Source organism: Streptomyces sp. (assembly GCF_035563135.1).
Classification (GTDB): Bacteria; Actinomycetota; Actinomycetes; order Streptomycetales; family Streptomycetaceae; genus Streptomyces.
In genome coordinates this window covers 1-25,052 of the sequence record NZ_DATMVN010000738.1, presented here as the reverse complement: position 1 = coordinate 25,052, position 25,052 = coordinate 1, and the positions used below count along the sequence as shown (strand labels likewise).

General features: G+C 68.1%; 20 protein-coding genes. 12 read left to right on the top strand and 8 right to left on the bottom strand.

The genetic code is table 11. The features are described from left to right. The 11 genes from VN520_RS33055 to VN520_RS33005 all read left to right on the top strand — a co-directional run. The coding region (locus VN520_RS33055) for an HAD-IA family hydrolase (RefSeq protein ID WP_325750631.1) at positions 1 to 358 on the top strand (358 nt) is incomplete at its 5' end. Positions 359 to 598: 240 nt separating this feature from the next. After that, positions 599 to 2,446: a glycoside hydrolase family 15 protein gene (locus VN520_RS33050; protein WP_325750630.1), complete on the top strand. Its 1,848-nt coding sequence runs from the start codon at positions 599 to 601 to the stop codon at positions 2,444 to 2,446. 98 nt (positions 2,447 to 2,544) lie between these two features. After that, positions 2,545 to 3,063: a helix-turn-helix transcriptional regulator gene (locus tag VN520_RS33045; RefSeq protein ID WP_325750629.1), complete on the top strand. Its 519-nt coding sequence runs from the start codon at positions 2,545 to 2,547 to the stop codon at positions 3,061 to 3,063. After that, a complete protein-coding gene (locus VN520_RS33040; protein ID WP_325750628.1) occupies positions 3,060 to 4,412 on the top strand; it encodes an MFS transporter in 1,353 nt (450 codons plus the stop codon). Before VN520_RS33045 ends, VN520_RS33040 begins: the two co-directional genes overlap by 4 nt. A 438-nt stretch (positions 4,413 to 4,850) precedes the next feature. Continuing rightward, positions 4,851 to 5,219, top strand: a complete 369-nt coding sequence (locus VN520_RS33035) for a recombinase family protein (protein ID WP_325750627.1) — start codon at positions 4,851 to 4,853, stop codon at positions 5,217 to 5,219. Then, positions 5,216 to 5,518 (top strand): helix-turn-helix domain-containing protein, encoded by a 303-nt coding sequence (locus VN520_RS33030; RefSeq protein WP_325750626.1) that lies wholly within the window; start codon positions 5,216 to 5,218, stop codon positions 5,516 to 5,518. The genes VN520_RS33035 and VN520_RS33030 overlap by 4 nt, the downstream gene beginning before the upstream one ends. Beyond that, positions 5,515 to 6,126: a DUF6624 domain-containing protein gene (locus tag VN520_RS33025; RefSeq protein WP_325750625.1), complete on the top strand. Its 612-nt coding sequence runs from the start codon at positions 5,515 to 5,517 to the stop codon at positions 6,124 to 6,126. Before VN520_RS33030 ends, VN520_RS33025 begins: the two co-directional genes overlap by 4 nt. Positions 6,127 to 6,158: 32 nt before the next feature. After that, positions 6,159 to 7,076 carry an endonuclease/exonuclease/phosphatase family protein gene (locus tag VN520_RS33020; protein ID WP_325750624.1) on the top strand — a complete coding sequence of 306 codons (918 nt, stop codon included), beginning with the start codon at positions 6,159 to 6,161 and terminating at the stop codon, positions 7,074 to 7,076. A gap of 24 nt (positions 7,077 to 7,100) precedes the next feature. Beyond that, the gene (locus VN520_RS33015) at positions 7,101 to 7,997 is read left to right on the top strand and encodes an endonuclease/exonuclease/phosphatase family protein (protein WP_325750623.1); all 897 of its coding nucleotides are present in this window, start codon (positions 7,101 to 7,103) and stop codon (positions 7,995 to 7,997) included. Further along, positions 7,994 to 8,449, top strand: a complete 456-nt coding sequence (locus VN520_RS33010; protein ID WP_325750622.1) for a DUF6302 family protein — start codon at positions 7,994 to 7,996, stop codon at positions 8,447 to 8,449. Before VN520_RS33015 ends, VN520_RS33010 begins: the two co-directional genes overlap by 4 nt. 112 nt (positions 8,450 to 8,561) lie before the next feature. Then, entirely contained in the window at positions 8,562 to 9,299 is a 738-nt protein-coding gene (locus tag VN520_RS33005; protein ID WP_325750621.1) for a M15 family metallopeptidase, read from the top strand. Between the two features lie 194 nt (positions 9,300 to 9,493). Here VN520_RS33005 and VN520_RS33000 read toward each other — a convergent pair whose 3' ends face one another. Together VN520_RS33000 and dnaE are read right to left on the bottom strand one after the other, a co-directional pair. Continuing rightward, a complete protein-coding gene (locus tag VN520_RS33000; protein ID WP_325750620.1) occupies positions 9,494 to 9,877 on the bottom strand; it encodes a DUF6300 family protein in 384 nt (127 codons plus the stop codon). After that, positions 9,874 to 13,476, bottom strand: a complete 3,603-nt coding sequence (dnaE, locus tag VN520_RS32995) for a DNA polymerase III subunit alpha (RefSeq protein WP_325750619.1) — start codon at positions 13,474 to 13,476, stop codon at positions 9,874 to 9,876. The genes VN520_RS33000 and dnaE overlap by 4 nt, the downstream gene beginning before the upstream one ends. 406 nt (positions 13,477 to 13,882) lie before the next feature. On the opposite strand from dnaE, the gene VN520_RS32990 reads away from it, so the two are divergent. Further along, positions 13,883 to 14,728 carry a carbon-nitrogen hydrolase family protein gene (locus tag VN520_RS32990; RefSeq protein WP_325750618.1) on the top strand — a complete coding sequence of 282 codons (846 nt, stop codon included), beginning with the start codon at positions 13,883 to 13,885 and terminating at the stop codon, positions 14,726 to 14,728. Between the two features lie 151 nt (positions 14,729 to 14,879). Here VN520_RS32990 and VN520_RS32985 read toward each other — a convergent pair whose 3' ends face one another. The 6 genes from VN520_RS32985 to VN520_RS32960 all read right to left on the bottom strand — a co-directional run. After that, positions 14,880 to 15,710, bottom strand: a complete 831-nt coding sequence (locus VN520_RS32985) for a class I SAM-dependent methyltransferase (RefSeq protein ID WP_325750617.1) — start codon at positions 15,708 to 15,710, stop codon at positions 14,880 to 14,882. A gap of 121 nt (positions 15,711 to 15,831) precedes the next feature. After that, positions 15,832 to 21,177 (bottom strand): condensation domain-containing protein, encoded by a 5,346-nt coding sequence (locus tag VN520_RS32980; RefSeq protein ID WP_325750616.1) that lies wholly within the window; start codon positions 21,175 to 21,177, stop codon positions 15,832 to 15,834. Beyond that, the gene (locus tag VN520_RS32975) at positions 21,170 to 21,433 is read right to left on the bottom strand and encodes an acyl carrier protein (RefSeq protein WP_325750615.1); all 264 of its coding nucleotides are present in this window, start codon (positions 21,431 to 21,433) and stop codon (positions 21,170 to 21,172) included. The genes VN520_RS32980 and VN520_RS32975 overlap by 8 nt, the downstream gene beginning before the upstream one ends. A 10-nt stretch (positions 21,434 to 21,443) precedes the next feature. Next, positions 21,444 to 22,697: a condensation domain-containing protein gene (locus VN520_RS32970; RefSeq protein WP_325750614.1), complete on the bottom strand. Its 1,254-nt coding sequence runs from the start codon at positions 22,695 to 22,697 to the stop codon at positions 21,444 to 21,446. Positions 22,698 to 22,786: 89 nt separating this feature from the next. Then, positions 22,787 to 23,602 carry a hypothetical protein gene (locus VN520_RS32965; protein WP_325750613.1) on the bottom strand — a complete coding sequence of 272 codons (816 nt, stop codon included), beginning with the start codon at positions 23,600 to 23,602 and terminating at the stop codon, positions 22,787 to 22,789. 14 nt (positions 23,603 to 23,616) lie between these two features. Then, positions 23,617 to 25,052 (bottom strand): condensation domain-containing protein (locus VN520_RS32960; protein ID WP_325750612.1); only part of this gene is annotated, 1,436 nt, incomplete at its 5' end.

Genomic DNA, 25,052 nt, shown 5'->3' with positions numbered 1-25,052 from the left:
CGCGCAACGCCGCAAGCTCGAAACAGCTCACCTGACCCGCTACTTCGCCTCGGTCGTGATCTCCGGCGAGTACGGCATCCGCAAGCCGGCCGAGGCCCTGTTCCACGTCGCGCTGGACGACCTGGGCGTCGACGACCCCGCCCACGCGGTGATGACTGGCGACTGTCTCATCGCCGACATCGGCGGCGGGCAGCATGCGGGGCTGCGCACCGTGTGGATCGCCCACGGCCGTACCCGCCAGCACCTCGCTCCGGAACCCACCCACGTGGCGCAAGACGTGGTTGAGGCGGCCACCTGGCTGCTCGCCAACCCGCCCCGTCCGGAACGACCCTCTCCCCTCTCGCTTGTGGGCGGGTGAATCAGCTGTGCGAGGCAAGGACGTCGCCCGGCTGGCCACCTTCCTGATCGCCTTCGCAGTGATCATCACCGCTGCACAAATGCCCACCCCGCTGTAAACCCGCGCCATGCGCGGGGCCGCGCGGCATCTGTTCCGCCGGCCTCACCGCACCCCGTGGCGCCCGCGATCCGCGGGCGCCGAGCCGCACGACACGACAACCACCACGGTCCCCCGCAGGACCATCGAACAGAACGGACTTCCATGGCTGGGCGTATCGAGGACTACGCACTCATCGGCGATCTCCAGACGGCCGCGCTCACCCGCCGCACCGGGACGATCGACTGGTTGTGCCTGCCCCGGCTGGACTCGGAAGCCGTACTCGCCGGGCTTCTGGGCACCCCCGACAACGGCTACTGGCACATCGGCCCGTCGATGCCCAAGACCAGCTCACGCCCTCCGGCCGACCGCCGCTCCTACCGCGGCGACACGCTGATCGTGGAAATGGAGTGGGACACCCCCTCCGGCACGCTGCGCGTCACGGACTTCATGCCGCCACGCACCGGCGCCGACAACACGCCGCACCTGGTGCGCATAGCCGAAGCCGTCACCGGAACCGTCGACGTCGATGTCGCCCTGTCCTTGCGCTTCGACTACGGCAAGGTCGTGCCCTGGGTCCACAAGACCGCCGACAACCGCACCCGCGCGGTCGCAGGCCCCGACGCGGTCTGGCTGGACACCGACGCGGAAACCCACGGCGAGTCGCTGACCACACGCTCCCGCCTCACGCTTTCCGAGGGCGAGCACACCACTTTCACCCTTACCTGGCAGCCCTCCTACATCAAGGACGCGCCAGACAAGCTCGACATCGACCAGGCCTTCGAGGACACCGAGAAATTCTGGACCGACTGGGTCTCGCACTGCGCCTACGACGGTCCCTACCGGGCTGCGGTCATTCGCTCGTTGATCACGCTGAAGGCACTGACGAACCCGTTGACCGGAGGGATCGCCGCCGCGGCGACCACCTCGCTGCCGGAAGAGATCCGCGGTGTGCGCAACTGGGACTACCGCTACGTCTGGATCAGGGACGCCGCGAAGATCCTCGCCAGCCTCATGCAGGCCGGCTACCTCGACGAAGCCCGCGCCTGGCGGGACTGGCTGCTGCGCGCGGTCGCCGGCGACCCGGAGAACCTGCAGATCATGTACGGCATCGCCGGGGAACGCGAGATGCCGGAAACGACGCTGGACTGGCTCGTCGGCTACGAGGAGTCGGCACCGGTGCGCATCGGCAACGGCGCCGCCGGACAGCGCCAGCTCGACGTGTACGGCGAACTGATCGGGACCCTGCACCTGGCTGCCCAGTTCGGTCTGGAACGGGACGAGACCAGCAACACCCTGCTGATCAAGCTCGTGGAGTCGGTCGAGACGCACTGGCGTGAGACTGACGCGGGCATCTGGGAAGGCCGCGGCCCCACCCGGCACTTCGTGCACTCCAAGGTGATGGCCTGGGTCGCGGTCGACCGTGCCGTCAAACTCGTCGAGGACGGTCATGCCGACGGCCCGGTTGAGCAGTGGCGGACGCTGCGGGAGACCATCCACCACGACGTCTGCACCAACGGATTCGACGCCGAACGCAACACCTTCACCCAGTTCTACGGCAGCAAGAATGTCGATGCCGCGCTGCTGCTCATCCCCCAGGTGGGCTTCCTGCCGGCAGACGACAAGCGGGTCATCGGCACCATCGAAGCCGTCCAGGAGGAGCTCTCCACCTCCGACGGGTTCGTCCTGCGCTACCTGACCAGCGGTGACGCCATCGGCGTGGACGGGTTGCCGGGTGATGAGGGCGACTTCCTCGTCTGCGCGTTCTGGCTTGCCAAGGACCTGGCGATGATCGGCCGCTACGACGACGCACGCGCCCTGTACGAGCGCCTTCTCGGCCTGAGCAACGACGTCGGGCTACTGGCCGAGGAATGGGACTCGAAGCTGCAGCGGCAGCTCGGGAACTTCCCCCAGGGCTTCAGCCACATCGGCATCGTGGAGGTAGCCCTCGAGCTGGAACGCCTTGAGCACCGGGCTGCCCTTCCCGCCGCGCTCGCGGGAGCCGCCCGATGAGTATGAACGCCGTTACCGAGGGCTTACCCCCAAGGGGCGGCGCTCCCGCCCCGGATTCCGCAGGCGGCAGCGCCGTGCTCCCCAGGGGCGTCGTAGTGGTGACCGCCGACCGTGTCGACCGCGCCTGTCATGACGCCCTGAAGGTCCACTACGAGCGCCACCCCGACGTAGCTGTTGTGCTGGTGGCCGACCTCGTCGGCGCTCACGACATTGTCGCTGTCGCGCCGTACGGCGTGGCAGCGGTGGTGCGTACCTCCGAGCTGTACGACGACCCGGACCTTCTGAAGCGCGTGAAGGCCCTGGCCGCCGAAGGCGGTCACCGTCTCCCGCCCGGCGTGGGCCGCTGCATTCGGACCGCCGCGGCCGAGCCGACGCGTCAGCAGACGCTCGGGCAGCCCGGCATCCTCTTGAAGCCCTCAGAGGTCGCCGTCTTGGTCCTGGTGGCAGAGGGACTGACGCGTGCAGACATCGCCCGGCGGCTCGGCCGACGAGCCGAGCACGTCCGGTACACGCTCAAGAACATCTTCGAGCGGTTGGGCGTCGAGCGACGGGCCGAGGCAGTCGCCTACGCCGCCCGCGCGGGCCTTCTCGGGGCCATGTCCGGGGAGGTGCAGTGAGCGCTCTGCCCTCTCAGCCGGTACGCGCCGACGCGCTCGTTGCCCCTTCCACGGCCCCGGCGCCCTCGCTGCGCGGCCATCGCAGCTTCCAGGCGTACTGGCTGGGCGAGGCGACAGCCCTGGCCGGCTCGTCGGTTTCCGCGGTCGCGCTCCCCGTGGTCGCGGCGATGGAACTCGATGCCACCCCGGGCCAGGTCTCCACGCTCGCCTCCGCCGCAATGGCACCCGGGTTCCTCCTCGCCCTGCCCGCCGGCGTCGCGGGCGACCGCTGTTCCAAGAAGCGGCTGATGGTGGGCACCGACCTGGTGGCGGCCGCGGTGGTCGTGGTGGTCCCCATCTGCTGGGCTGCGGGCACGCTGTCCATGCCGGTCCTGTACTGCGTGGCGTTCCTGCTGGGGGCGCTGACGGTGCTGCACCAGGCCGCGGCGATCGCCATCGTGCCCGAACTGGTGGAACCGGAACTCGTTCCCGACGCCAACGCACGGGTGATGGCTGCGTTCGCCGTCGCGGGATCCGCCGGCACCTACATCGGGACCGCCGCGGTCAGTCTGCTCGGCGCCGCCCGCTGCCTGCTCTTGGACTCCGCGTCCTACCTGATCAGCGCCTGGTACGCCTCACGCATCTCCACCATCCACGCTGATCGGCATCCGACCGGGCCGCGCCCCAAGATGATCACGTCGATCCGTGAGGGCATGGCGCACGTGCTGCGGGATCCGCTCCAGCGTCCCCTGGTCCTGACGATGGCCTACCACGCCTTCGCCGAGGGCATCGTCACGACCTACTTCGCGTACTACCTGCTGACCGAGCTCGACTACGGCGACATCGGTCTCGGCCTGGTGCTGGGCGCGGTCGGGGTGGGCAGCCTCGTGGGCGCTCTGGTCGCAGGCCAGCTGGTACGCCGGCTAGGGCCCGGCGGAGTCCTGCTCGTCGGCTTCGGCGCGTACCCGATGTGCGGGATACCGCTCCTTCTCGCCCGTTCTGGGCACGGGTGGCTGATCGCTCTGGTGGCCGCTGGCGCCGTCAAGGCGGTCGCGGTCACGGCGGCCGCGTCTACACAGAGGTCGCTCCGCCAGCAGCTGTGCCCTCCTCACCTTCAGTCCCGTGTCCAGCAGACATCGGTGTGGCTGGTCGCCGGGGCCCGGCTTCTGGCCACCGCGGCGGCGGGCGCCGTCGCCGCCGCGGCCGGTGTGTGGGCCGCGCTGCTGACCGGCACGGTGCTCCTCCTCGGCCCCGTGGCCCTGCTGTGGGTCTCCCCCGTCCGGCAGCTGACGGTCATGCCCGGCACCACTACAGCGCCGCCCGAGCAGACCAGTCGGCCGCTGCAAGAGGGAGGGGACCGTGTCCACTGATCGCGGTCGGCTCGACGCCGCCTCTTCCCCCGTGCGGCAAGGGCAGCGGACTGACCCAGCCTCCTCCATGTCGGTCCTCGCCTTGAAGGAACCTCCCGTGACGATCTCGACCACACCGACCCGCACCGCCGTGCGGTGCCGGCGACAAGCCTCCGTTTCGAGGCAGCGTCCGTGCGCTGAACACCGTGGGGAGGTGTCGGCGGCCCTTGCCCTGCGCGATCTGCCCCTACGCATATCGGTGGCGTTGGCGGGCCTGCTCCTCACCGTGGGGGTTCCCCTTCCGGGGTTCGTTCCGACGGGGGCGTACGCCGCCTTCCACGACACCTCGGCACGGTACCAACTGGTTTGGCCGTGGGATGAGTTCACGGTTGCTGGGGGCCTGGCATGACCACTGTGCCGACGGCTTTGCACCGTGACGCTGCGGCGTCTCGTCTGGGCTTGCTGCGACGCGCGCAGCTGGAGACGGTCCTGCGGGGTGTAGCGGGCGAGAAGCGGGTCGCTCTCTACGTTCTGGTCGGCTTCCGGCAGGACGCCGCTCCCCGTCTCGCCTCCGCGCAGGCCCTCGCGACCCGTCGTGGGTGGACGGTCGCGGACCGCACCTTCGACGTCACGGGACCGACCGACCCGGCTACACGACCCCAGCTCGCCCGGCTGCTCGCCGCAGCCCGGCGGGGGGAGATCCACGGCATCCTGGCCGCCTCCCGGGTCGACATCAGCGACAACGACAGGGAGTACGAGGCGATGCTCGAACAGATCCGAACCCTGGGCGCCGGACTCGCCCTCGCGCGCGAGGAGAACGTCCTGTGACCTCACCGAGACGGCACGCGACCGCCGTGACGACGCGGAGCCCGGAGTCGAACCCTCCCCCCGAACGCCTCGACCTGCCCGTCATCAAGACAGGCAGGAAGCTCACCGGCGCGGCGCGAGAGGAGTTCGCGAAGAAGGTCGTGGCCGCCTACCGCACCCCGGGCCGCAGGGTCACCATCCAGGAGATCTGCGAGACGACGAACCGGTCCTACGGCGCCATTCACTCCCTCTTGAGCGAGGCCGGGGCCACCAAGAGCGGGACCCGCACCGTCGGCGCGGAAGAGCAGGTGAGTTCGTGAACGAGCCCCACCAGTCCGCCCCCGGCTACCCCGCTCTCGCGGAGGACCTGCTGGACCGCGTGCGACGAGCCAAGGCGCATTGGCGCACACCCGGCGCCGAACGCCTCGGCATGACACCGGACGCGCTCGCGGCCCTCGCCCAGACCCAGGACGACAACACCACCGGCCTGAAGCGGATCGTCGAACGGCTCGGGCAGTGGCCGGGTCGCAGCACCGTAGGCCCGGAGGCGTGTCAGGCCGCCGTGGACATCGCGGTGCACAGCGACCACAACCCGACGCTCCAGCGGACGCTGCTTGGTCTGCTGCAGAAAGCCGTGAAAGCCGGCGACGCCACCAGCGCCCAGCTCGCCCACCTGCACGACCGCTGTCTCGTCAACGCCGGGCAGGCGCAGCTGTACGGAACCCAGCACTGGTACCGCCCCGACGGGTGCCTCGAACCGCACCCGATCACCGATCCCACCCAGCTCGACACCCGCCGGGCCGGCGTGGGCCTGCCGCCGTACACCGAACAGGCCCGACATCTGCGCGAGCGGCACGGGCCGATCGCCTCCTTATCCGCTCCCTCTGCGGTCGAGCCCGCTCCTACGCCCGACCGGCGCGCGGCGTGACCGCCCCACCATCCGCACAAGGAGATGCTCCCTTGTCCCCTGCACAGCCCACCTTCGACAACGAAATTCGCTACGTGTGCTGGAACATCGAGCACAACGGCCGTGGCCGGAACGGAGGGGAAGACCACCGCGACCTGGCCCGCGACATCCTCGCCTCCATCGAACCGCACGTCGTACTGCGCCAGGAGCTGACCAGCGCGTGGGACCGCGGGAAGGCGGACCTGTATGCCGAGGCCAACCGGCTCGGCGGCCTCATCCCGTTCATGCCCGCTCCGCGGGAGGGACGCAGCAAGAACCCCGTCGGCGTGATGGTCGACCCCACTATGTTCTCCGTCGACGGCTACTTCGAGCACGACCTGCCGTGGAAGCCGATCTGCAACCCCCGTGTCCGCCTCAAGGGCTGCGCGAAGCCGATCGACCTCGCCTCGGCGCACCTGTGCCACTTCGACCCGGACCTGCGCGCAACCGAGGCTCGGCGGCTCACCACCCTCGCCGACAGCTCCCGCAGCGCCATCGTGGGGATAGACGCCAACAGCTACCCCCATCAGGCGGAGCTGGAGTCCGTGGCGCTCCCGGACTGGGACAAGGTCGAGGACCGCGTGCACTACCAGCACCGCACCATCGAGCGCGCCGGCAGGCGTGTCTCGGACACCCGCCCGGACGAGATCCTCTCCGGCGGCAGCCAGCCGGTCTTCATCGACCTCGCACTGCACGCCGCCACGGCCCTCGGCCAGACCAGCGCGCTCGCGGCGACGGCGAGCCTGAAGCGCACCGACCAGGGGCCCGCCCAGCGCATCGACCGCATGTACTGCACCCCCGACCTCGCGCCGGCCCTGACCGCCTTCGAAGTCCTGGCGACCGACGACGTCCGGGCGGTCTCCGACCATGCTCTGCTCCTCGCGCGGTTCGACCTCGACGTCCTCCGCCGAGTCCTCACCCCCACCCGCTGACACCTCTACCTCTGGAGAGAATCCGTGCTCATCAACGCGGCGATCTGCAACTTCGAGAACAACGGCGGCGGCGACCGCGCACTGTGGCAGCGGATGCACGACCGGCTCGCGTCGCTCGACCTGCATCTGCTCCTGCGGCAGGAGGTGTGGAACGCGCAGGACAACGGCGGCGAGCTCGCGAACGCGGCCGAAGCCGTGCTCGGCATGGCCGGACTGATCGGCCCGGAGTGCTGCACCGCCCTCTACCACGACCCGGACCTCTTCACCCCGGTCGGCGAGTTCCCCAAGACGGGCCCGATGTGGGTCCTCCCGCCGACCGTGCGCAGCCTGCAGCTCGCCGGTACGGCCCCCGGCGCGGTCCCGCTGATCGTGGGCTCCTACCACCTCAACTACGGCTCTACCACCACGCGGCTGGCGGAAGCCGAGCGGCTGACCCAGTGGAACGACAGGTGGGGCAAAGTCGACGGGCGACGAGTCCACTACCCGGCGCTCCTCGGCGGCGACAACAACAGCTACCCGGTGCCCGGGGCCCCCGGGGATCCGGGTCTGCCTGTCCTGGAGGAGATCCGAGACGAGCCCCACCGGGCGCACCGCTCCTACATCGGGCCGGACGGTGTGCGCCGGATGGACGACCGGCCGGACGACACCCTGCGCACCGCCGGTCTCCACGACGTCGCCCGTCACCTCGCCACCACCATGGGCGTCACCGCCGCGGTCGCGCCGACGGTCGATGCCTGCGACACCCACGGGCCGGACGCGCGCATCGACCGGATCTACGCCAGCCCGGAGCTCCTTCCCGCAGTCCGCGAGGTCGAGGTCGTCGACATGACCGGCCTGTCCGACCACCACGCGGTCGTGGTGCGCCTGGACCGGGACACCCTCACCGACATCCTCAACCACCCGATCACCCGGGCGGAGTGAGCGATGACCAGGAGGTATGGCCCGCACTCGGTAAGTCCCGATTCCCACTCGCGCACATCGCCGCGCCGCTGTGCCGCCCCTCACCCGAGAAGTGCGCTGAAGACTACGCCTGGTTCCGCGAGCGCCTCGCCGACCCGGGCCTCCTCGACGGCGCGGTCGGTGTGAAGGTGGACGGCGCTGTGCTCCTCGCGGTGCCCGCCGGCGGAAGCCGCAGCGGCGGCTACGTGTCGGTGGGCAACGTGGACGACGCCGTGCGCGTCTGGGCGGCCCTGCGGGGCCGCCCCGGATTCCCGCGCGTCCGACTCGGTCTGTCCCTCCACCGAAACACCTGCCACACCGTCAACTGGGGCCCGCTCCAGCCCAGGGACGACGCCGAACGGGGCAGGCACTTCGGGTACGCGCAGTCCGCGATCGATACCTTCCTCTTCCTTCGCCGCGTTCCCCAGAGATGAGCGGGCCGGTGCAGCTTGGCCAAGAACACATCCGTGAGCCCACGAGGCGCCGAACATCAGCCCCCAGATGCCCGTCACCCCAGACCTTTCCTACAACGAAGGCACCTGCGCTATGAGCGAGAGTTTCCGCCGCTTCCTTCCATCTGCTCACTGCATGCCTGAGAGCGCTGAGGAGGGCATCGCGATGTCTGATCCGCGGGTCGTCGCTGTGCGGGTCGCTGATTGTGGAGAGCCTCTGGTGTCCCTACGCGACGACGATCGGTTTTTGATCGACGAACGCAAGGCCACCACCACTGAGGCTTTTGCCATGATTCGCTCAGGTTTGGTGGATCAGTTATGGGCGGCCGAGAAGTACCTGCGCGAGCACGGCCGCAGACTGCGCGTTGTCGAGTGCTACCGGCCGCCGGCCCAGCAGAGCCGATACTTTCAGGAAGAGATGGCGCGGCTGTCCGCTGAGCATCCGGGCATGACCTCGGATCAGCTCATCGAACTGGCCGGCCGGCACGTTTCTCCGCCCTGGGTCGCCCCGCACAGTTGCGGCGGCGCGGTCGATGTCACCCTCGCCTCCTTGGACGGGACCGAGTTGGACATCGGCTACCGGATCAACGCCACTCCCAAAAGACCCGGAGAAACGTCATTCCTGAATGTACACACCCTTCCGGAGGAGGCTCGGGCCAACAGAATGCTGCTGCTTGCGGCTATGGTCCATGGAGGCTGGGTGCCCCATTGGTATGAGAGCTGGCACTTCGAGATCGGCACGAGGTTTGCGGCTCTAATGACCGACCTGGACAATTCCGTGTATGGGGTAATAGCCGATCCACACGCGGAATCTCTCCGGCTGTACGACTGATGTCAGAGGCGTCCATGTCGCACCCTGGTTCCGCCGACCCCGAGGATCCTGCCAACCGGGACTGCACAAAGCCAGCAGATGCTGGATCGCCTGCAGAGAGTGTAGTGCGTGTGATGGCCGAGAATATCGAGCGTCTGTAGCCACTTCTCCACCGCCCAGTCTGATGCCCGACCGTACCTGCCACCAAGCAGCCTTCAGAGTTCGCCGCGCAGCCAAAGATCGTGTTCCGCTGCGAGAAGCTCCTCGTCAGCGCGCTCCTGACGTAGCGACTCGACCCATGCTGCGACGAGCCCACCGAAAACGGTGACGTTCTCAGAACTCATCTTTTCGTCAACGGAAAATAGCGCGATCAGCTCGGCGGCGGCTGAGTTTCGGTGCGAGCACTGGGGGCATAACAGGGACTCGCGGATGCCTGGGACATCATTTCCGGTTTGGTTTTTCCACGAGTGCCTAAACCGGACGAGAAGTAGCCCAGGAGTGCCGCAGGCCCGGCAGTCCGATACATCGGCGATCTTGACGAATAGCTCGTCATGACTGGCGAGGGCAGGAGTCGCCCCGGTCCGATGTGCGTCAGTCACGCCACACCTTGCCAAGCATCCGGTCCGAATGTGCCCTTGATGTCGGACGCCAGCGAGGCAGCGTCGACTTGCGCTGCCAAGGCGAAGACAGTCGTCTTCTGCGGGCCGCGGACAGTCAGGTGGACAGGGCTGTCGCCAGGGTGCGCATGCAGGATTCGTTTCAGGTCCGCGACAGTCTGGTCGGAGACACGATGAAGGGGAAGCGCTAGGCGCACGGGGGGTTTGCCGCCGTGCTCGGCGCTAGAGACGTCCAAGACCGAGAGCTCCCTACCGAAGATATTCAGGGTGCCGTCTCGGTCCTCGATCTTTCCCTTGACTGAAATGACGTTGTCTTCAGTCAAAGCGTGAGCAACGAGTTGGTAGACGGCGGGGAAGAAGAGCACCTCAATGGACCCTGTAGGGTCTGCAAGGTTGGCGATGGCCCAGTTGTTTCCCTGCTTGGTCATCTTCCGCTGGACGCCAGTGATCAGGCCGGCGAGCTGAACGTCTCCTTGGGTCCGTCCGGAGGCCAAGAGTTCAGCGATCGTGGTGTCCCTGGAGCCGGAGAGAATGTGCTCGGCACCGTCCAGGGGATGCGCTGACACGTACAGACCCAGCATCTCCCGCTCGGTAGCGAGGAGTTGCCGGCGAGGCCACTCCTGTTCGTCGACAGGGAAGTCGAGCCCGAACCCGGCCCCAGCGTCTTCGGCTTCACTGCCTCCCAGCCCGGCGAACAGATCGTCCTGCCCGTAAGAGGCTGCCTTCTTGACGGGCACGACGGCGTCGATGGCGTCTTCGTGGATCGCACACAGACCGCGCCGAGAGTGGCCGAGAGAGTCGAAGGCACCGGCCTTGATCAGCGACTCGATGGCTCGCTTGTTCAGGGCAGGTAGGTCACACTTGTCAAGCATGTCCGTGAACGAGGAAAACTTCCCCTTGGAACGGCGTGCAGCGACGATCGCCTCGATCACCGCGTCGCCGACGTTGCGAACGGCTCGCATCCCAAAGCGCACGTCGTCGCCGATGGCTGTGAACTCTGCGGTCGACTCGTTGACGTCCGGCTGCAGAACTCGGACGCCGTTCGCGCGGGCATCGGCCAGGTAGACGGCTGCCTTGTCCTTGTCGTCTCCGACCGAGGTCAGCAGCGCGGCCATGTACTCGGCGGGGTAGTTGGCCTTGAGGTATGCCGTCCAATAGGAGACCAGGCCGTAGCCTGCGGTGTGGGACTTGTTGAATGCATAGCCGGAGAACGGCAGCATGACGTCCCAGATGGCTTTGATCGCCTCCTCTGAGTAGCCATTGCTTCTCATGCCACCTGCGAACTTGTCCCACTCGGCGGCCAGGACCTCAGGCTTCTTCTTGCCCATGGCCCGGCGGAGCATGTCGGCGCCGCCCAGGGTGTAGCCGGCGAGTTGCCGGGCGATGGCCATGATCTGCTCTTGGTAGACCAGCAGGTGGTGGGTGGAGCCCAGGATCGGGTCGAGGGCTTCCTTCAGGTCCGGGTGGATTGGAGCGGGTTCCTGCTTGCCACTCTGCCGCAGTGCGTAGTTGGTGTGGGCGTTGGCGGCCATTGGGCCGGGCCGGTAGAGCGCGAGCGCTACGGCGATGTCCTCGAATCGGGTGGGCTGCATCAGCTTCAGCAGGGTGCGCATGCCGCCGCCGTCGAGCTGGAAAACTCCGAACGTGTTGCCGTCGGCCAGGAGCTGGTAGGTCTTGGTGTCGTCCAAGGGGATGACGACTGTCTCTGTGTCGCCGTCCAGTGGATCCACTGTCGCCAGCTTGATTCCGCGGTTTTCCCGGATGTTCTGGATCGCCTGGTCGATGACACCGAGGTTGCGCAGCCCCAGGAAGTCCATCTTGACCAGCCCCATGTTTTCGCAACTGGGGTAGTCGAACCCTGTGATCTTCACGCCGTCAGAGGCGCGCATGTGCAGGGGGATGCGATCCGTCAGGCGGGTCTTGGAAAGGATCACCGCAGCGGCGTGCACGCCAGTGCCGCGCATCAGGCCTTCGACACCCTTGGCGGTGTCCATGACCCTCTTCACATCGGGTTCGTTCTCGTACAGCGCCCGGATCTCGCCGGCCTCGCCGTACCGGGGGTGCTGGGAGTCCCAGATACCCGACAGGGTGATGGTCTTGCCCTGCTGGTCCGGTGGTAGTGCCTTCACGATCCGCTCACCATGGGAGAACGGGTAGCCGAGGATGCGCGAGGAATCCTTGATCGCGTTCTTCGCCTTGATCCGCCCGAAGGTGTTGACCATGGCGGTGTACTCGTCACCGTACTTCTCGGTGACGTACCGGACCATCCGGTCGCGCTGGCGGTCGTCGAAGTCGAGGTCGACGTCCGGCGGGTTGATGCGCTCCGGGTTGAGAAACCGCTCGAACAGGAGTCCGTGTTCAAGCGGACAGAGTTCGGTGATCCGAGTGGCGTAGGCGACGATGGATCCGGTTGCCGAACCACGGCCGGGCCCAACCGGAATTCCATTGTCGCGTGCGTACTTGCAGATGTCGGCGACGACGAGGAAGTACGAGGAGAATCCCATCGGACCGATGATCTTCATCTCGGTCTCGAAGCGTTCCATTACGTGATCGGGGATTGGGTCTCCATAGCGCATGGCGAGTCCTTTGAGGACGTCCTTGCGCAGATACTCCTCCTGTGTCATCCCTTCTGGGACGTCAGGGAACTGCGGCATCTCATCGACGTTGTCGAATACGTCGTCGTATGAGCCGATGCGCTCGGCGATCAGCAGTGTGTTATCGCAGGCTTCCGGCAGTTCCGAGAACAGTTCGCGCATCTCGGCCGCGGTCTTGAGGTAGTAGCCGGTGCCCTGGAATTTGAAGCGGTTGGGATCGTCCTTGTTTTTTCCCACTCCGATGCAGAGGAGGTTGTCGTGTGCCTCCGCGTCGGTCGGTTGGACGTAGTGTGCGTCATTGGTTGCCAGCAAGGGAATGTTCAGTTCCTTTGCAAGGCGAAGCAGTCCGTCTCGCACCTCGCGTTCAATGGACAGGCCGTGGTCCATCAACTCGAGGAAGTAGCTGTCTTTGCCGAAAATATCCTGGTACGCACCGGCAGTCTCTCGCGCCTCCTCGTACTGCCCCAGGCGCAGACGGGTCTGGATGGCGCCCGAGGGACAGCCAGTGGTGGCGATGATCCCTTGGGGGTGCTCGCTGATCAGCTCCATGTCCATACGCGGCTTGCCTGCCGGGAACTGCCCCGTGTAGGAGGCCTCAGTGGAAAGGTAGAAGAGGTTTCGGAGGCCTTGGACGTTTTCCGCCCACATGGTCATGTGGGTGAAGCGGCCACCGCCTGATACGTCTTTTGAACCCTCACCATCATCGCTCATCGCGCGCCGACCGCCAGGCCCCCAGAATTCCTGCTTCTTATGCCTTCGTGATGAGGGGGCGACGTATGCCTCGATGCCGATAATGGGCTTTACGTCGCCGAATCCTGCAGCCACTGACTGGAATTCGTAAGCCCCGAACATGTTGCCGTGATCGCTCATGGCGATTGCTGGCATCCCTTGGCGAGCCACTTCCTCGAACATGGGCTTCATTCGCTGCGCTCCGTCGAGCATCGAGTACTCGGTGTGATTGTGCAGGTGAACGAAGCTGCTACTCACGGTGGGGTGGCTCCCTTGCGCATTGACCGGCTCGAGCAAGGGTCCCAAGCCTAGCGGGACTTGGTGATCCGTCAGGCGCGACGCACACATCCGCACGCCTCGAAGCCGCCATGCCTGTTGAGGTGGTGATCATGAAAGAATCGGGTGCACCCACTCCGGCCTGGGGGGATGTCGGCGACACCGTCTCATCGGCGCCCCGGCGGCCGATCGGGCGCCCCGTGGCCACCGCTCACATTGCGCCAAAATTCCTATTTGCTGGATAATGCAACCATCTGTCCCTTTGGTCGTAGTGTCCGCATCTAGGAAGGCAACCGTGCCTCGCTCCACCGCCAGCTCGTCTGCACCACCGACGCCACGATGGGACCTGCCGCACCATGCAGGCGCGGTCCGTCGTCTACGGCTGGCCGTGGCGCAGAGCAACGTCCCGGAGGACCCAGCCAACCCTGCGCTTCTTCGGGCGAGTGGGGCGCAGATTCGCTCGTTGATGCGTGATGCCGCCGTCGCTGGAGTCAGGCTGGTCCAGTTCCCCGAGGGGGCGATCGTCTACCCCGACCCGGATGCCATGCCGACTGGTGACCTTGGGAGGGCGAGCTGGGCGGGGGCAGCCTGGGATGTCATTGGCGAAGAGGAAGAGTCGATCCGGTTGTTGGCCGGCGAGCTCGGCGTGTGGGTGGCGTTCGGCACCATCCGTCCTCTGCCCGCAGCCGCGGCCCCACGGAACTCCTTGTTGGTCGTGTCCGACCGGGGAGAGATTGTTGCCAGGTACGACAAGCGGATTCTCTCCCACACCGAGGCCACCCGCCTGTACTCCCCCGGCAGTGAGCCGGTGGTGTTCGAGGTCGACGGGCTGAGGATTGGCTGCGCGCTGTGTATCGAGGCGAACTTTCCCGAGCTGTTTGACCAGTACGAGGCGCTTGATGTGGACGTGGTCCTGCTGTCGGTGATGGTGGACGACGCCGCCCGCGCCGTCGTCGCCCAGGCATACGGAACGCTCTTCAACTACTGGATCGGCTACTCGGTGCCCGCGCAGTTCGGCCGCACGGCCCCCGCTGGGATCATCGGTCCGGGAGGCCGGTGGCTTGCCCGTTGCCCGGCAGCGGATCGTCCAGGGCTGGCCGTCATGGACCTTGACTTGGACGCCTCAGACCGTGACATCACTGTCGGCCTGCGGCTGGCCCGGCCTTGGCGGCGGCTGGCACGCGCGCAGAGCCGCGGGGCCGGGCTGTTCGACTATGAATGGGCCCGTCGGTAACGCAGACCGCGGCTTCGGCCGCGATGCAGGGGACGGACCGAGGCGCGACGTCGGATCCATTTGCTCTGCTGGACGAGAGGAGGTCCCTCTGTCTCCGCCGCCGATCCCCGCCATGACCGCAGGCCAGCCTCGTGTGATGGATCGCAAGCCGCTACGTTCGGTATGCCGCGATCATGCACACGGGCATGGGAAGGTGCACCTGGCCGGCGACGCTGACTGCGCGCACGCTCTCCACTAGTTTTTCGCGCGCACGCTCCCTGTCCTTTTCTGGAATCCTCTCCAGTTGTGTTCTTCTGCCGTGTGACATGCGCCAGTCCCAGAATTTCGAGACCGGCACCGAGATCGGGAAGAACATATTCAACACTTGAATTTTCACGTACTCGAGTTGGTGCATAGCGGCGACTATGGCCGAGCTGTCGATTCCCGGCATCGGCGCTCGTTCCTGTGCAGATCCGCTCATGAACTCGATGAGAGCCGCGTCTGCGGTGCGGTCGACGACGTCCAGGTCGTCAGGTGCTGCCGCGGGGGTGCAGATGGCGATGCGTCCTCCGGGGCGAAGCATGTGGGTGAGCCGCCGGAGGGTGCGTTGTGGCTCTGGAAGGAATTGAAGGACGAGGCCGGCGAGGAGGACGTCGAAGGTTCCCGTCCTTGTGGGAAGAGCGTCTGCGTCGGCAACCACCGCGAATGCGTGGGTGAGTCCGCGGGCAGCAAGTGCCCGGTTCGCTTGGCTGACCATCGCTGATGACTTGTCGATACCGACGGCTCGTCCGCGGGGGGTAACGGCCGCGGCTGCGGGCAGGAGCGAGGCACCGCGGCCGCAGCCGACGTCGAGAAGGTCCTCGCCCGGCTGTGGCAGGGCCAGCTGCACCAGGGCTTGCCCCGCTTGTTCGAAGAACTGCCCGCCGATGCGCCCGTAACTAGCGGCGGCTCGGTCGAAGACAGTGCCACGGCCCTGGCCGCTTTGCGGGCCTCGGATGGGCATGAATCCTCCAGATGGGGTCAGAGGGCTTGGGGCGCAAGGTCCGTGCTGATCGATTGAGCGGTCACTACGCTGTTCGCCGCGCACAGATCAGGGCTGAAGCCCGCGCCAACGTCAGCTGGAGCTACGGGCCCCGGTATGGGTCTGGCCTGGGTCGTTTGGGTGTCCCGGCCGCGTACTGCCGCAGGCTCTCCCCGGCGCGTTCGAGCAGGTGGGCGGCGGGTGAGCCGTCGAGGGTGCACACTATGAGATCAACCTGGTCGTCATCGCGGAGGACCGCGGTGATTTGTCGGGGCCAGTGGAAGCGGTCCCTGGACTGCATGACCGTCACCTGGCTCGTATCGTCTGCGGTGCGCGGCGCGCTGACGTAGTTGAAGGAGATCGCCGCATCGTGGTTCCACTGCCGCCAGGACAATGCGGCTGCGCGGATGTTGGGGAACGGCGCAGCCTCGCTGGCGTACACCCGCTGTTGGAGTTGGGCGGGGTCGTCGCCGGGGTGCAGCGGCACTGGGGTGAAGTACCAGAACATGCCCCAGGCGTCGTTGGCGTGCGCGATCGCGTTGTCTCGCCCGTTGGCAACGAGGTAGAGCGTCACGTTCTCGCCTGCCGTGACGGCTTGCCCGGTCAGCGCGGCCAGGCAGGCCCGGAGGTTGGTGCCCTGCGCCGCAGCACGGGCACGGCACGCGCGTACGGTTTGCGCGGGGATCGTTGTGCGGTGCTCAGTGGGCTGCTGCGGAGTCCAGGTGAGCGGCGGCAATGGGTGCGCTGTGGCACCGGTGGCTGCTTCGCACCCCAGGTGCCGTAGGACCGGAGCGGCAGGGGGGCCGGGCGGGAGAGGGCCGCCTGCCGCCAGTAGCGTGAGCTGGTGGAGGAAGTGCCGATTGCTGTGGCCGTCCACCAGTGCGTGATGGGTTTCCATGCCCAGGAACAGGCCGTGGCGGCCGGTGAAGGCCATCAGGGTGGCGAGTTGGCCTCCATAGCGGGCTTGTCGAACATCCAGGTGGTCGGGCCCAGTCATCCAGGAGCAGGCTGTGTCCCCGTCTCCGGGTTCGACCCGCAGGTGTGGCCCGGCGCTCGGTAGCCATCGCTGGGTGAGAGCGCCAGTGCTGGAGTTGGTGTGGAACCGGCGGTGGAGGATGTCCAGCCCTCCCAGCCACTGTTCAAGCCGCTGGAGGAACCTGGCCTGCTCACCTGCGGGCATGTCGAGGTGGAGGAGCTGACGTGGCAGGTAGACCCCTGTCTGCGGGCCGAGGGCGGCGAACTGGAGCATCAGCTGCTGCATGGCGCCGGCCGGGGCCTGCAGCGCGCGACGAGGTCGCCCGGTCGAGCGTGTGCGCTTCGGGGCGGTGGCCTGGGCGACCCGCTCCTGTTTCGGTTGGAACGCCGCGTTGATGGATTCAAGGATGCTCGCGGCTTCCTGGGGGGAGGTGCTGCCGCCGTGCCTCAGAGTTGCGGTCGTCGCCTCCGCACCAGCACGGAAGGTCAGCGCGAGGGGGTACGGGGTGAGCAGCGCCGGGTTGGCGGGGGCAAGCGCCTGGATTCGGCGCTCCAGTGTGTCCGGCGCTGCGCCGGCGTCCTGGATGTCGACGGCGATGTGACCGACCGCTGATCCGAAGTCGGCCCGGCCGCTCCAGCGTAGGGCGCCGTAGCCGGCGCCCTGATCCGGGACGTCGGCAAGCTCCAGCGCCAGGTGCTCGATCGCCTCGGCCGTGGGCAGGTTGGGCGCGAGGACGGGATGATGGAGTCCGAACCAGCCGACGGCGTCGCTCAGATCCAGCTCTGGATGGCTGCGCCCGTTGCGTTCCAGGTCGATGACGGTGGGCTGTCCGCCGTTGTGGTGTCCCAGCGCCTGCCCGGTCGCGGCGAGGAGGTACGCGGCCGGACTGTGTTGCGAGCGCCGGGTGAGCTCGCTCAGGGGCGGCAGCGTGATGCTGGTCTGCCGCAGCTGGGAGACGAGCGGGCTCTGGGGCGCGGTGAGCCCCCCAGCCAGTACCGCGCGCCATAGCCCGGTCTCGGCGTCGAAGTGACCGGCTGCGGTCTGCTGATCGGTCAGCTCAGCGAGATGCTGGAATGCGTGGTCCTCGGAAAGGCTGGCACCGTCCAGAGTGAGGGCCAGCCGTCGGCAGATCACTGCCCAGGACCAGGGGTCGACGGCAAGGTGGTGCCCGAAGAGGACGAGGCGTCCCGATCCGTCCTCCCGATGGACAGCGACCGCGGCGAGCATGCGTCCGGTGACCGGGTCCACAGCGCGCTGAGCCCTGGCCAGCGTCTGTCGCAGGTCCCGATCGGAGGCGCTCTCGGCCACGGCGGCGACGAGCGGCTGGTACGGGGAGGCCACGCTGAGGGTTTGCTCGCACCGGTCGGTGCGGCAGCGCAGCGCCGGAGTGCTCTCGACGAGGTGTTCCAGCGCGGAGGCGAGCTGCGCCACCGGGGGCATGCGGTCGAAGGTGATGCTGTGGCGCAGGGTCCACCGCCTCCAGGCGGGGATCTTCAGCTGGTGCATCCACCGGCCGGTAGGGGTGAGCGGAAACCGCGGGCTCGTGTGCCGGGCGGTGCTCTGGGCGCGGGCGCGGGTGAGGCGGTGCTCGAGGTCGCGGTAGTAGGGGGCCTCGTACACCTCGGCGGGGGTGAGCTGGAGTCCGGCCTGGCGCAGTCGGGTCACGAGGTGCAGGACGGTGAGGGAATCTCCCCCGTCGTGGAAGAAGTGGTTGTCCGGTGTTGGCGTGGTGCCCAGCAGTTCACGCCAGAGTTGGCCGAGCACCGTGTCGTCGGCGCCGAGCCGGGCGGACGCGGGTGCTGGTGGGGTGGCGAGGCTGGCGAGTGCGGCGTCGTCGGGCTTTCCAGTGGGGCGGGTGGGGATCCGGCCGACCTGGTGGACATGGTGGGGCCAGTGGGTCGGCGGCAGCATCTGCCGGAGCTGGGCCGTCAGTTGCTGGGCGTCGGGGCAGCCTTCCACGAAGAGCAGCAGCCGTACGACGTCGTCGTGGCGGTGCGTCAGGGCACGTGCGGCTGTGCATAGACCGGTGCGGATGGCCTGGTTCTCAAGGGCGTCCAGCTCCACTCTGTAGCCGCGGATCTTGACCTGACGGTCGATGCGACCGAGATGGACCAGTCCCGCGGGGGTGTGCATGGCGCGGTCGCCGGTGAAGTACCAGTGCCCAGCGGTATCCGGCAGTGGGTGAAAGGACTCGGTGGTCAGGTCGGGCTGGTCCAGGTAGCCCGCCGCGAGGCCGGCGCCGGTCAGCGCCAGTTCGCCGGGGGTTCCGGGAGGGGCGGTGGCTGCCCGGTCGATGACGATTCGGGCGGCCAGACCGCGGATGGGCCGGCCGATGGGCACGGGGTCGCCGGCTCCGGGGGTGGACTCATGGACGGTTGCGGTGACGGTCGCTTCGGTGGGCCCGTAGATGTTGAACGTGCGGGCTGGGGCGAATCGGTCGAGGTCGGTGCTGCGGCAGCCGTCCCCTGCGGAGGCGATCATCCTCAGGTCGGGCAGGTGCGCGTCGGCATCGAGGCTTCGGAGTATGCCGGCCGGGAGGAAGGTGTGGGTGATGCGGTGGTGCCGCAACTGTTCGGTCAACGGCATGGTTCCGATGGGGTTGCCCTGGATGAGGGTCGCTCCCAGGACCAGCGCCGTGGTCACGTGGCAGATCCAGGGGTCGACGGTCGGCGGGGCGACCAGCAGCACGCGGCTGGTGGCGTCTAGACCGAACCGGTCCTGTTCTCCGTGGATGAGGTTGGTGAGCGCTGCCAGTCCGACCGCGACGGCCTTCGGGCGTCCGGTGGACCCGGAGGTGTGGATCACGTAGGCGGGCGGGTCCGGCAGATCGTCCTGGTCCGCGGTGGGTGGAAGGCCTGCGGGGCTGACGCCGTCGGGGCTCAGACGCAGTGCGGCGGGCCGGTCGGGGAGTGTGTCGCCGTCGTAGGGGATGTAGGTGCAGCCCAGTTGCAAACAGGCAAGCCAGGCCGCTGCTCGCTCGGTGAGGCGGAGTCCGCCGACGAGGACCTCGCTTCCCTTGCGCGCTCCCGCGTGCAGCAGCGCCTCGGCGGTGGCGGTGGCCAGACTGAGCAGTTGCGGGCCGGTGCAGGCGGCGTCCGTGTCCAGGATGACGGTCCGATCGGTCCGGCTCAGTTGCCGGACAGCGGCTTCGTGCAGCGGCGGACCGGTGTAGCCGGGTGCCGGGGTGGCCAGGGCCTGGACACTGGTGCGGTCCGTCGGGCTGAGCAGGAGGTCGGAGCAGAGCTGGGTGTCCGGCTCTTCGGCGAGTGCATGGAGGAACTGGCGGAAGGTGCTGGCCCACCGGTCGAGGTCGGCGGCGAGCGGGTCGGTGGCGCGGCCGGTCAGTTCGACGGTTGTGGAGCCGTCGTCCAGAGTGCGCACGACGGTGCTGAGCGCCGCGCCTTGGGGCGTGCTGTCGGCCGTGATCGGGGAGAGGGTGATGCCGGGCAGGGACGGGTCACCGGGCGGGGCGACGGCCTGCATCACGAACACGGTGGCTCCGGGGGCGGCCAGGGTGGGGGCTCCGGCATCGTGCAACTGGTCGGGAGTCACCATGACGTGGTCGTGTGCCTCCAGGATGGCCCGGTGCGTCATCCTGATGTACTCCGGCAGTCGGAAGTTCCAGGGCATGGTCAACCGGAGCGGGAGCACGTGAGCGAACTGGCCGACGGTGTCGAGGTGCTCGTCGGTGCGGGTGTCGACGGCCACGTGGATGCTCAGGTCGCCGGTTCCCTGGAGGCGAGCCGTGGTGTGGGCGTGGGCCGCCAGCAGGACAGCGGGCACGGTGGCGCGCGATGCTCGGGCGGCGCGGGCGAGGGCGGCTGTCTGAGCGGGTGCCAGGTGCAGACGGAGCCGGGGCACGGTCTGCACCGGCTCCGGATCGGGCAAGAGCCGGGCCTGCGGCGCAGCGGCGAAGTCTGTGTACCGGCGGCGCCAGTAGAGGTAGGCCGCTTCGTCGGGAGCCTGGTCGGCGAGGGCCTGGGCGAAGGAACCGGGGCGGTCGTGCCGGTCGCCCCGGTAGATCGCGGCCACGGTGTTGAACAGCAGCTTCATGGAGCGGCCGTCTACGAAGGCGTGGTCGATGATCTCGGTGACCACCCAGGTGCGCTCGGCGACGCGGTGCACGGTGATGTGGCCGATCAGGCCGTGATCAAGGTCGTAGCGGCGGCCGAGTTCTTGGTGGAAGTCGTCGAGGATGGCCTTCATCGTCGGCTCGATGGGCTGTCCTCTCCGCTGGTCGAGGAGCCGTACGTCGATGCGGGCCTGGGCGCCGGTGTGCCAGGTGTCTCGGCCGGACAGGTGCAGTCGCAACGCGTCGTGTTCTTGGGCGGCGGCGCGGTAGGCCTCGGCGAGCCGGTCCTGGTCGAGAGGCCCGTCCAGGCGGAAGATCCGACCCGAGTTCGCCGTCGGGTTGCCGAGCCGCCGGGCCGTGAGCAAAGACATCTGCGCCGGGTGCGCCGCGAGCTCAGACACCGGATTCTTTCCGTTCCGCGATCAGCGCGGACAGTTGCGTGACGGTGGGATGGTCGTGGAGGTCGACGGCGCCCAGGCGCAAGCCGTGACGGCGCTGGATCGCGCCGGAGAGCCTCACCATGCCGAGGCTGGTCAGGCCCTGTTCGAACAGGTTGGCGTCTGCGTCGACGGGCTGGTCGGTGATGGCCGCGCAGGCGTCCATCAGCCACGCGCGGTCGTCTGTGGGCGGGCGCTGCCGCGGGTCGGTCTGGTCCATGGGCGTGCTCTCATCCCTTCGCGGTCAGGCGGTTCAGGTGGTCGGTGGTGCGCTCCAGCAGGTCACTGGCCTGCTCTTGGGTGAGGGTGGCGGATGTCCAGGACGCACGAAGGCGTCCTGGCCCGGTGGCCGAGGCGGACAGTTGCAGGCTCAGCGGGTGTTTCGGCCCGGCGTTCGGTGCGGCGAAGCTGCTCCAGGTCACCGGGCCCAGCCGGCGGGTGGTGGCTGGCTGCTCGATAGCCAGGGATATCTGCGGCCGTCCGACGGAGCGGCTGAGCAGTCCCGGTCGGGCGTGGGCGTGTCGGGAGGCGAAGTCGAGTGCCTGTTGACAGCGCTGAACGAGGGGGGCGCCGGCGGGTTCGACACGAATGGGCAGGGGGGCGGAGGCGACGAAGCAGCCGATGATGCCGGCCTCTGCGGCGGTCCGCCGCAGGCTCATCGGCATGTGCAGCACGATGCGTCTGTGCCCGGTTTGCTCGGCCACGGCATGGGCGACGGCTGCGACGTAGACTGCGGCCGGGCCGACGCTCAGACGCGCGGACACATCGGCGGTGTCTACTGGGCCGAGGGCGCGCACTTGTTGGCCATAGCCGTTTGGAGCCGGTGGCCGTTCGAGGTACTCGGGGTAGGGGCGGGTTTCGTGCGCTTGGCAGTGCTGCGCGACGGCTTCAGCGGCCGTGCGTGCGCTGGTAGCCGCCGCGGCGCTGGTGCTGGTCTCGGCCCATCTGCTGTAGCGCAGGTCGGGGCTGTTGGGCGCCGAGACCGGCGGGGTACTGGCACGGCGCACGATCTCGGTCCACAGCAGTTGGAGTGCGTGCTCGTCGGTGTACAGGTGGTGCGTCGTCAGTGCGCAGACCGTGTGGGGGCCGGCGATGGTCTCAGGGAGGTGGAAGAGGGCGAAGCGGATGCGGGGGCCGCTGCCCCAGAGGTCGTAGGCGGCGGCCCGCTGGGTGGCCATCCAGGCTTCGACCGTCGCGATGGCGTCGGCAAGCTCGAGGGAGCGCAGGTCGTTCTCTTCGACGGGTACCAGGGCCGGGCCCAGTCCGGCGCTGGCGCTGATGTGGTAGCGGTCGTCGAGGTTGAGGATCCAGTGCAGAGCGTCGTGCCGGGCGGCAGTATCAGTTGCGGCTTGCCGCAGCGCCTTCGCCGGGACACCGTCGATGATGATCGCGTTGACCATGGTGTAGGCGGCGGGGTCCGGATTGCTGATGCCGGCTTCGAGGATGGCTTCCTGCGGAGCTGACAGTGTGCGTGGCTGTGTCACCTGGATCCTCGATCCCGCGCTGGTAGGTCGGCTAATGGCGCCTGCGAGCCGGGGGCCGCGCGCAGCACTCCCCAGAGCCGCCGACGGGATCACTGCTTGTTGGCCCAGTAGCCGGTCATCAGGGTCTTGCGCAGGACGCCGTCCTGGCTGCCGGCGACACCGTGGAGCGAGACGGGCGAGTTGGGCATGATGAACGCACGGTTCGGGACGAACTGCACCTGGTGGGCAGTGCGGTGCGCGGCGTTGGAGCTGAAGTTCAGGAAGTCGTGTTCCCCGGCGCGGCACTCGTACAGTGCGGTCCCGTAGCGGTTGACGCTGGTCTCGTCGGTGTCGCCCTCGAGCTGGAGGTAGACCACGATCGTCAGGAGCTTCGGTGCGGCGTCCAGGTGCGCGCCGAGCGCCTCGGTGGCGCCGGTGTCCTGGTTGGCGTAGAGCTTGAAGTTGGGCTGGTCACGGTCCTGGAGTCGGTCCAGGCCCAGGTGTTCCTCCAGGGGGCCCGCAAATCGCTCGAACAGCGACCGGACGAATTCGGGGTGGCGGAGCGCCAGGCGGGTTCGGTTCCACGTCTCGGTGGCCATCGGCGCGTCGCTGCCCGCGAAGTTCTCGATGATGCGCTCTTTGCGGTTGCCGAGGTAGGCCTTGGGCTGACCTTCCACGAAGCGGGCGACCGGGTCGAAGCCGGACTGCGAGGGCCAGTTCGCCAGGATGCTGCGGTAGAGGTCCTCGGGCAGGAAGTCGTCGACGGTGGCGAACGGGAAGGGGGCGTCGTGCATGCTCAGGCGGTCCAGGGCGGGGAGGAGCTCGGCGGCACCGGCGGGGATGTCTGCGCCGATGACCGCCTGATAGCCGTCCAGGTAACGGGCCAGGCGGGGGTGGGCGGTGGTGGTCTGTCCGGTGGTGGTCACGGTGTTCCCTTTCGTCAGCGCTGGACCGGCGTCGCCGGCGCGGTGTGGTCGTCGATGAGGGCCGCAAGGGTTCGCAGGGTGGGTGCCTGGTAGAGATGGCGAGGGTGGATCTGCGCGGTGAAGGTCTCCCTGATGGCTGCGACCAGGAGCGCCGCGAGCAGAGAGCTACCACCGATGTTGAAGAAGTGGCTGTCGGCGCTGATGTCGTCGGTGCCCAGCAGTTCGGTCCACACCCCCGCCAGGCGCTGCTCGGTTGGGGTGAGCTCGTCCGAGGTCACCTGGCTGGCGGGCTGTCGGCTGTCGTGGAGGGCGGAGCTCGGAAGCTGATTGAGGGGGGCGTCCGGTTCGCTGAGCACCGCGGTGAGGACGGCCTGGAAATGGTCGAGGAGGTGGTGTGCGGTGGCGGCGGTGAGCTGATCGGCTCGGTAAGTGGCCCGGCACGCGATCATCTGGTCGCTGGGCCACAGGTGCAGCTCGAACGGGTACCTGGTGTCGGCGCGGTCGATGGGCCAGGGCGCCGCGCTGAGGGCGTGGAGGCTGAGGTCGGCGGCGGGGAGATTGTCGTAGGCGAAGGAAAGGTGCGTCAGCGGGCCGATGCGGCCGGCATGGTCGGCGGCGAGCTGCGCGGCGATCTCGGCGATGGGGGCGTCTGCGTGGTCGAGCGCGTCGATGACCTCTTCGCGGACTTGCCCGACCAGGGCGGTAAAGGTGGTGGTGGGCGCGATGCGGCTGCGGATCGGCAGGACGTTGACGAAGAACCCGATGAGGTTCTCGAAGTCGGCTGTGGGACGGTCGCCTCGCGGCGTGTTGACGATCAGATCCTGACGGCCCAGCGCGGTGCCCATAGCAGCGGCGAAGGCCGCGTGCAGCACGATGAACTCGGTGGAGCCGGTGCGTTGGGCGAGCTCGAGCAGCTGACTGCGGGACACACCGACGGACGGGATCTGGATCTCTCGGGCACTGCCCGGCGGATCGTCGGTCTCCTCGGCCGCCAGTAACGGGGGCTGGTCTGCGACACCGCGCAGCTGCTCGCGCCAGTACGCCAGATCCGTAGCGATGCGCGGCCGGTCCCGGGTCTCGGTAACGTAGTCGCCGAAGTCCACGGACAGCTTCGGGATGTCTGCGGTGGTACCGGTGGTGTGGGCAGTGTAGAGGGCGGACAGTTCCCGGGCGAAGACGGACTTCGACCAGCCGTCGCACACCAGGTGGCTCATCAGCCAGAACAGCACGTGCTCGTCCGCGCTCAGGCGCAGCAGCATGACCTTGAACCCGGGCTCGCCTGCGACGTCGAAGGGGCGCGCGGCCTCGGTTTCGATGATGCTGCGGGCCGCCGCCAGCCTCTCCGCGGCCGGGACAGGCTGGAGGTCGACCACGGGCAGTGGCACCGGGCTCGTCTGGTGGACCAGCTGTGCGGGCAGCCGGTCGGGTGCGAGCGATGACGGCTCGGTGG

What these genes read in the sequence shown, in the direction of transcription:
- VN520_RS33050 (WP_325750630.1), top strand. Translation starts at nt 599, where the DNA reads ATGGCTGGGCGTATCGAGGACTACGCACTCATCGGCGATCTCCAGACG.
- VN520_RS33005 (WP_325750621.1), top strand. Translation starts at nt 8,562, where the DNA reads ATGAGCGAGAGTTTCCGCCGCTTCCTTCCATCTGCTCACTGCATGCCT.
- VN520_RS32985 (WP_325750617.1), bottom strand. Translation starts at nt 15,710, where the DNA reads ATGCCCATCCGAGGCCCGCAAAGCGGCCAGGGCCGTGGCACTGTCTTC.
- VN520_RS32975 (WP_325750615.1), bottom strand. Translation starts at nt 21,433, where the DNA reads ATGGACCAGACCGACCCGCGGCAGCGCCCGCCCACAGACGACCGCGCG.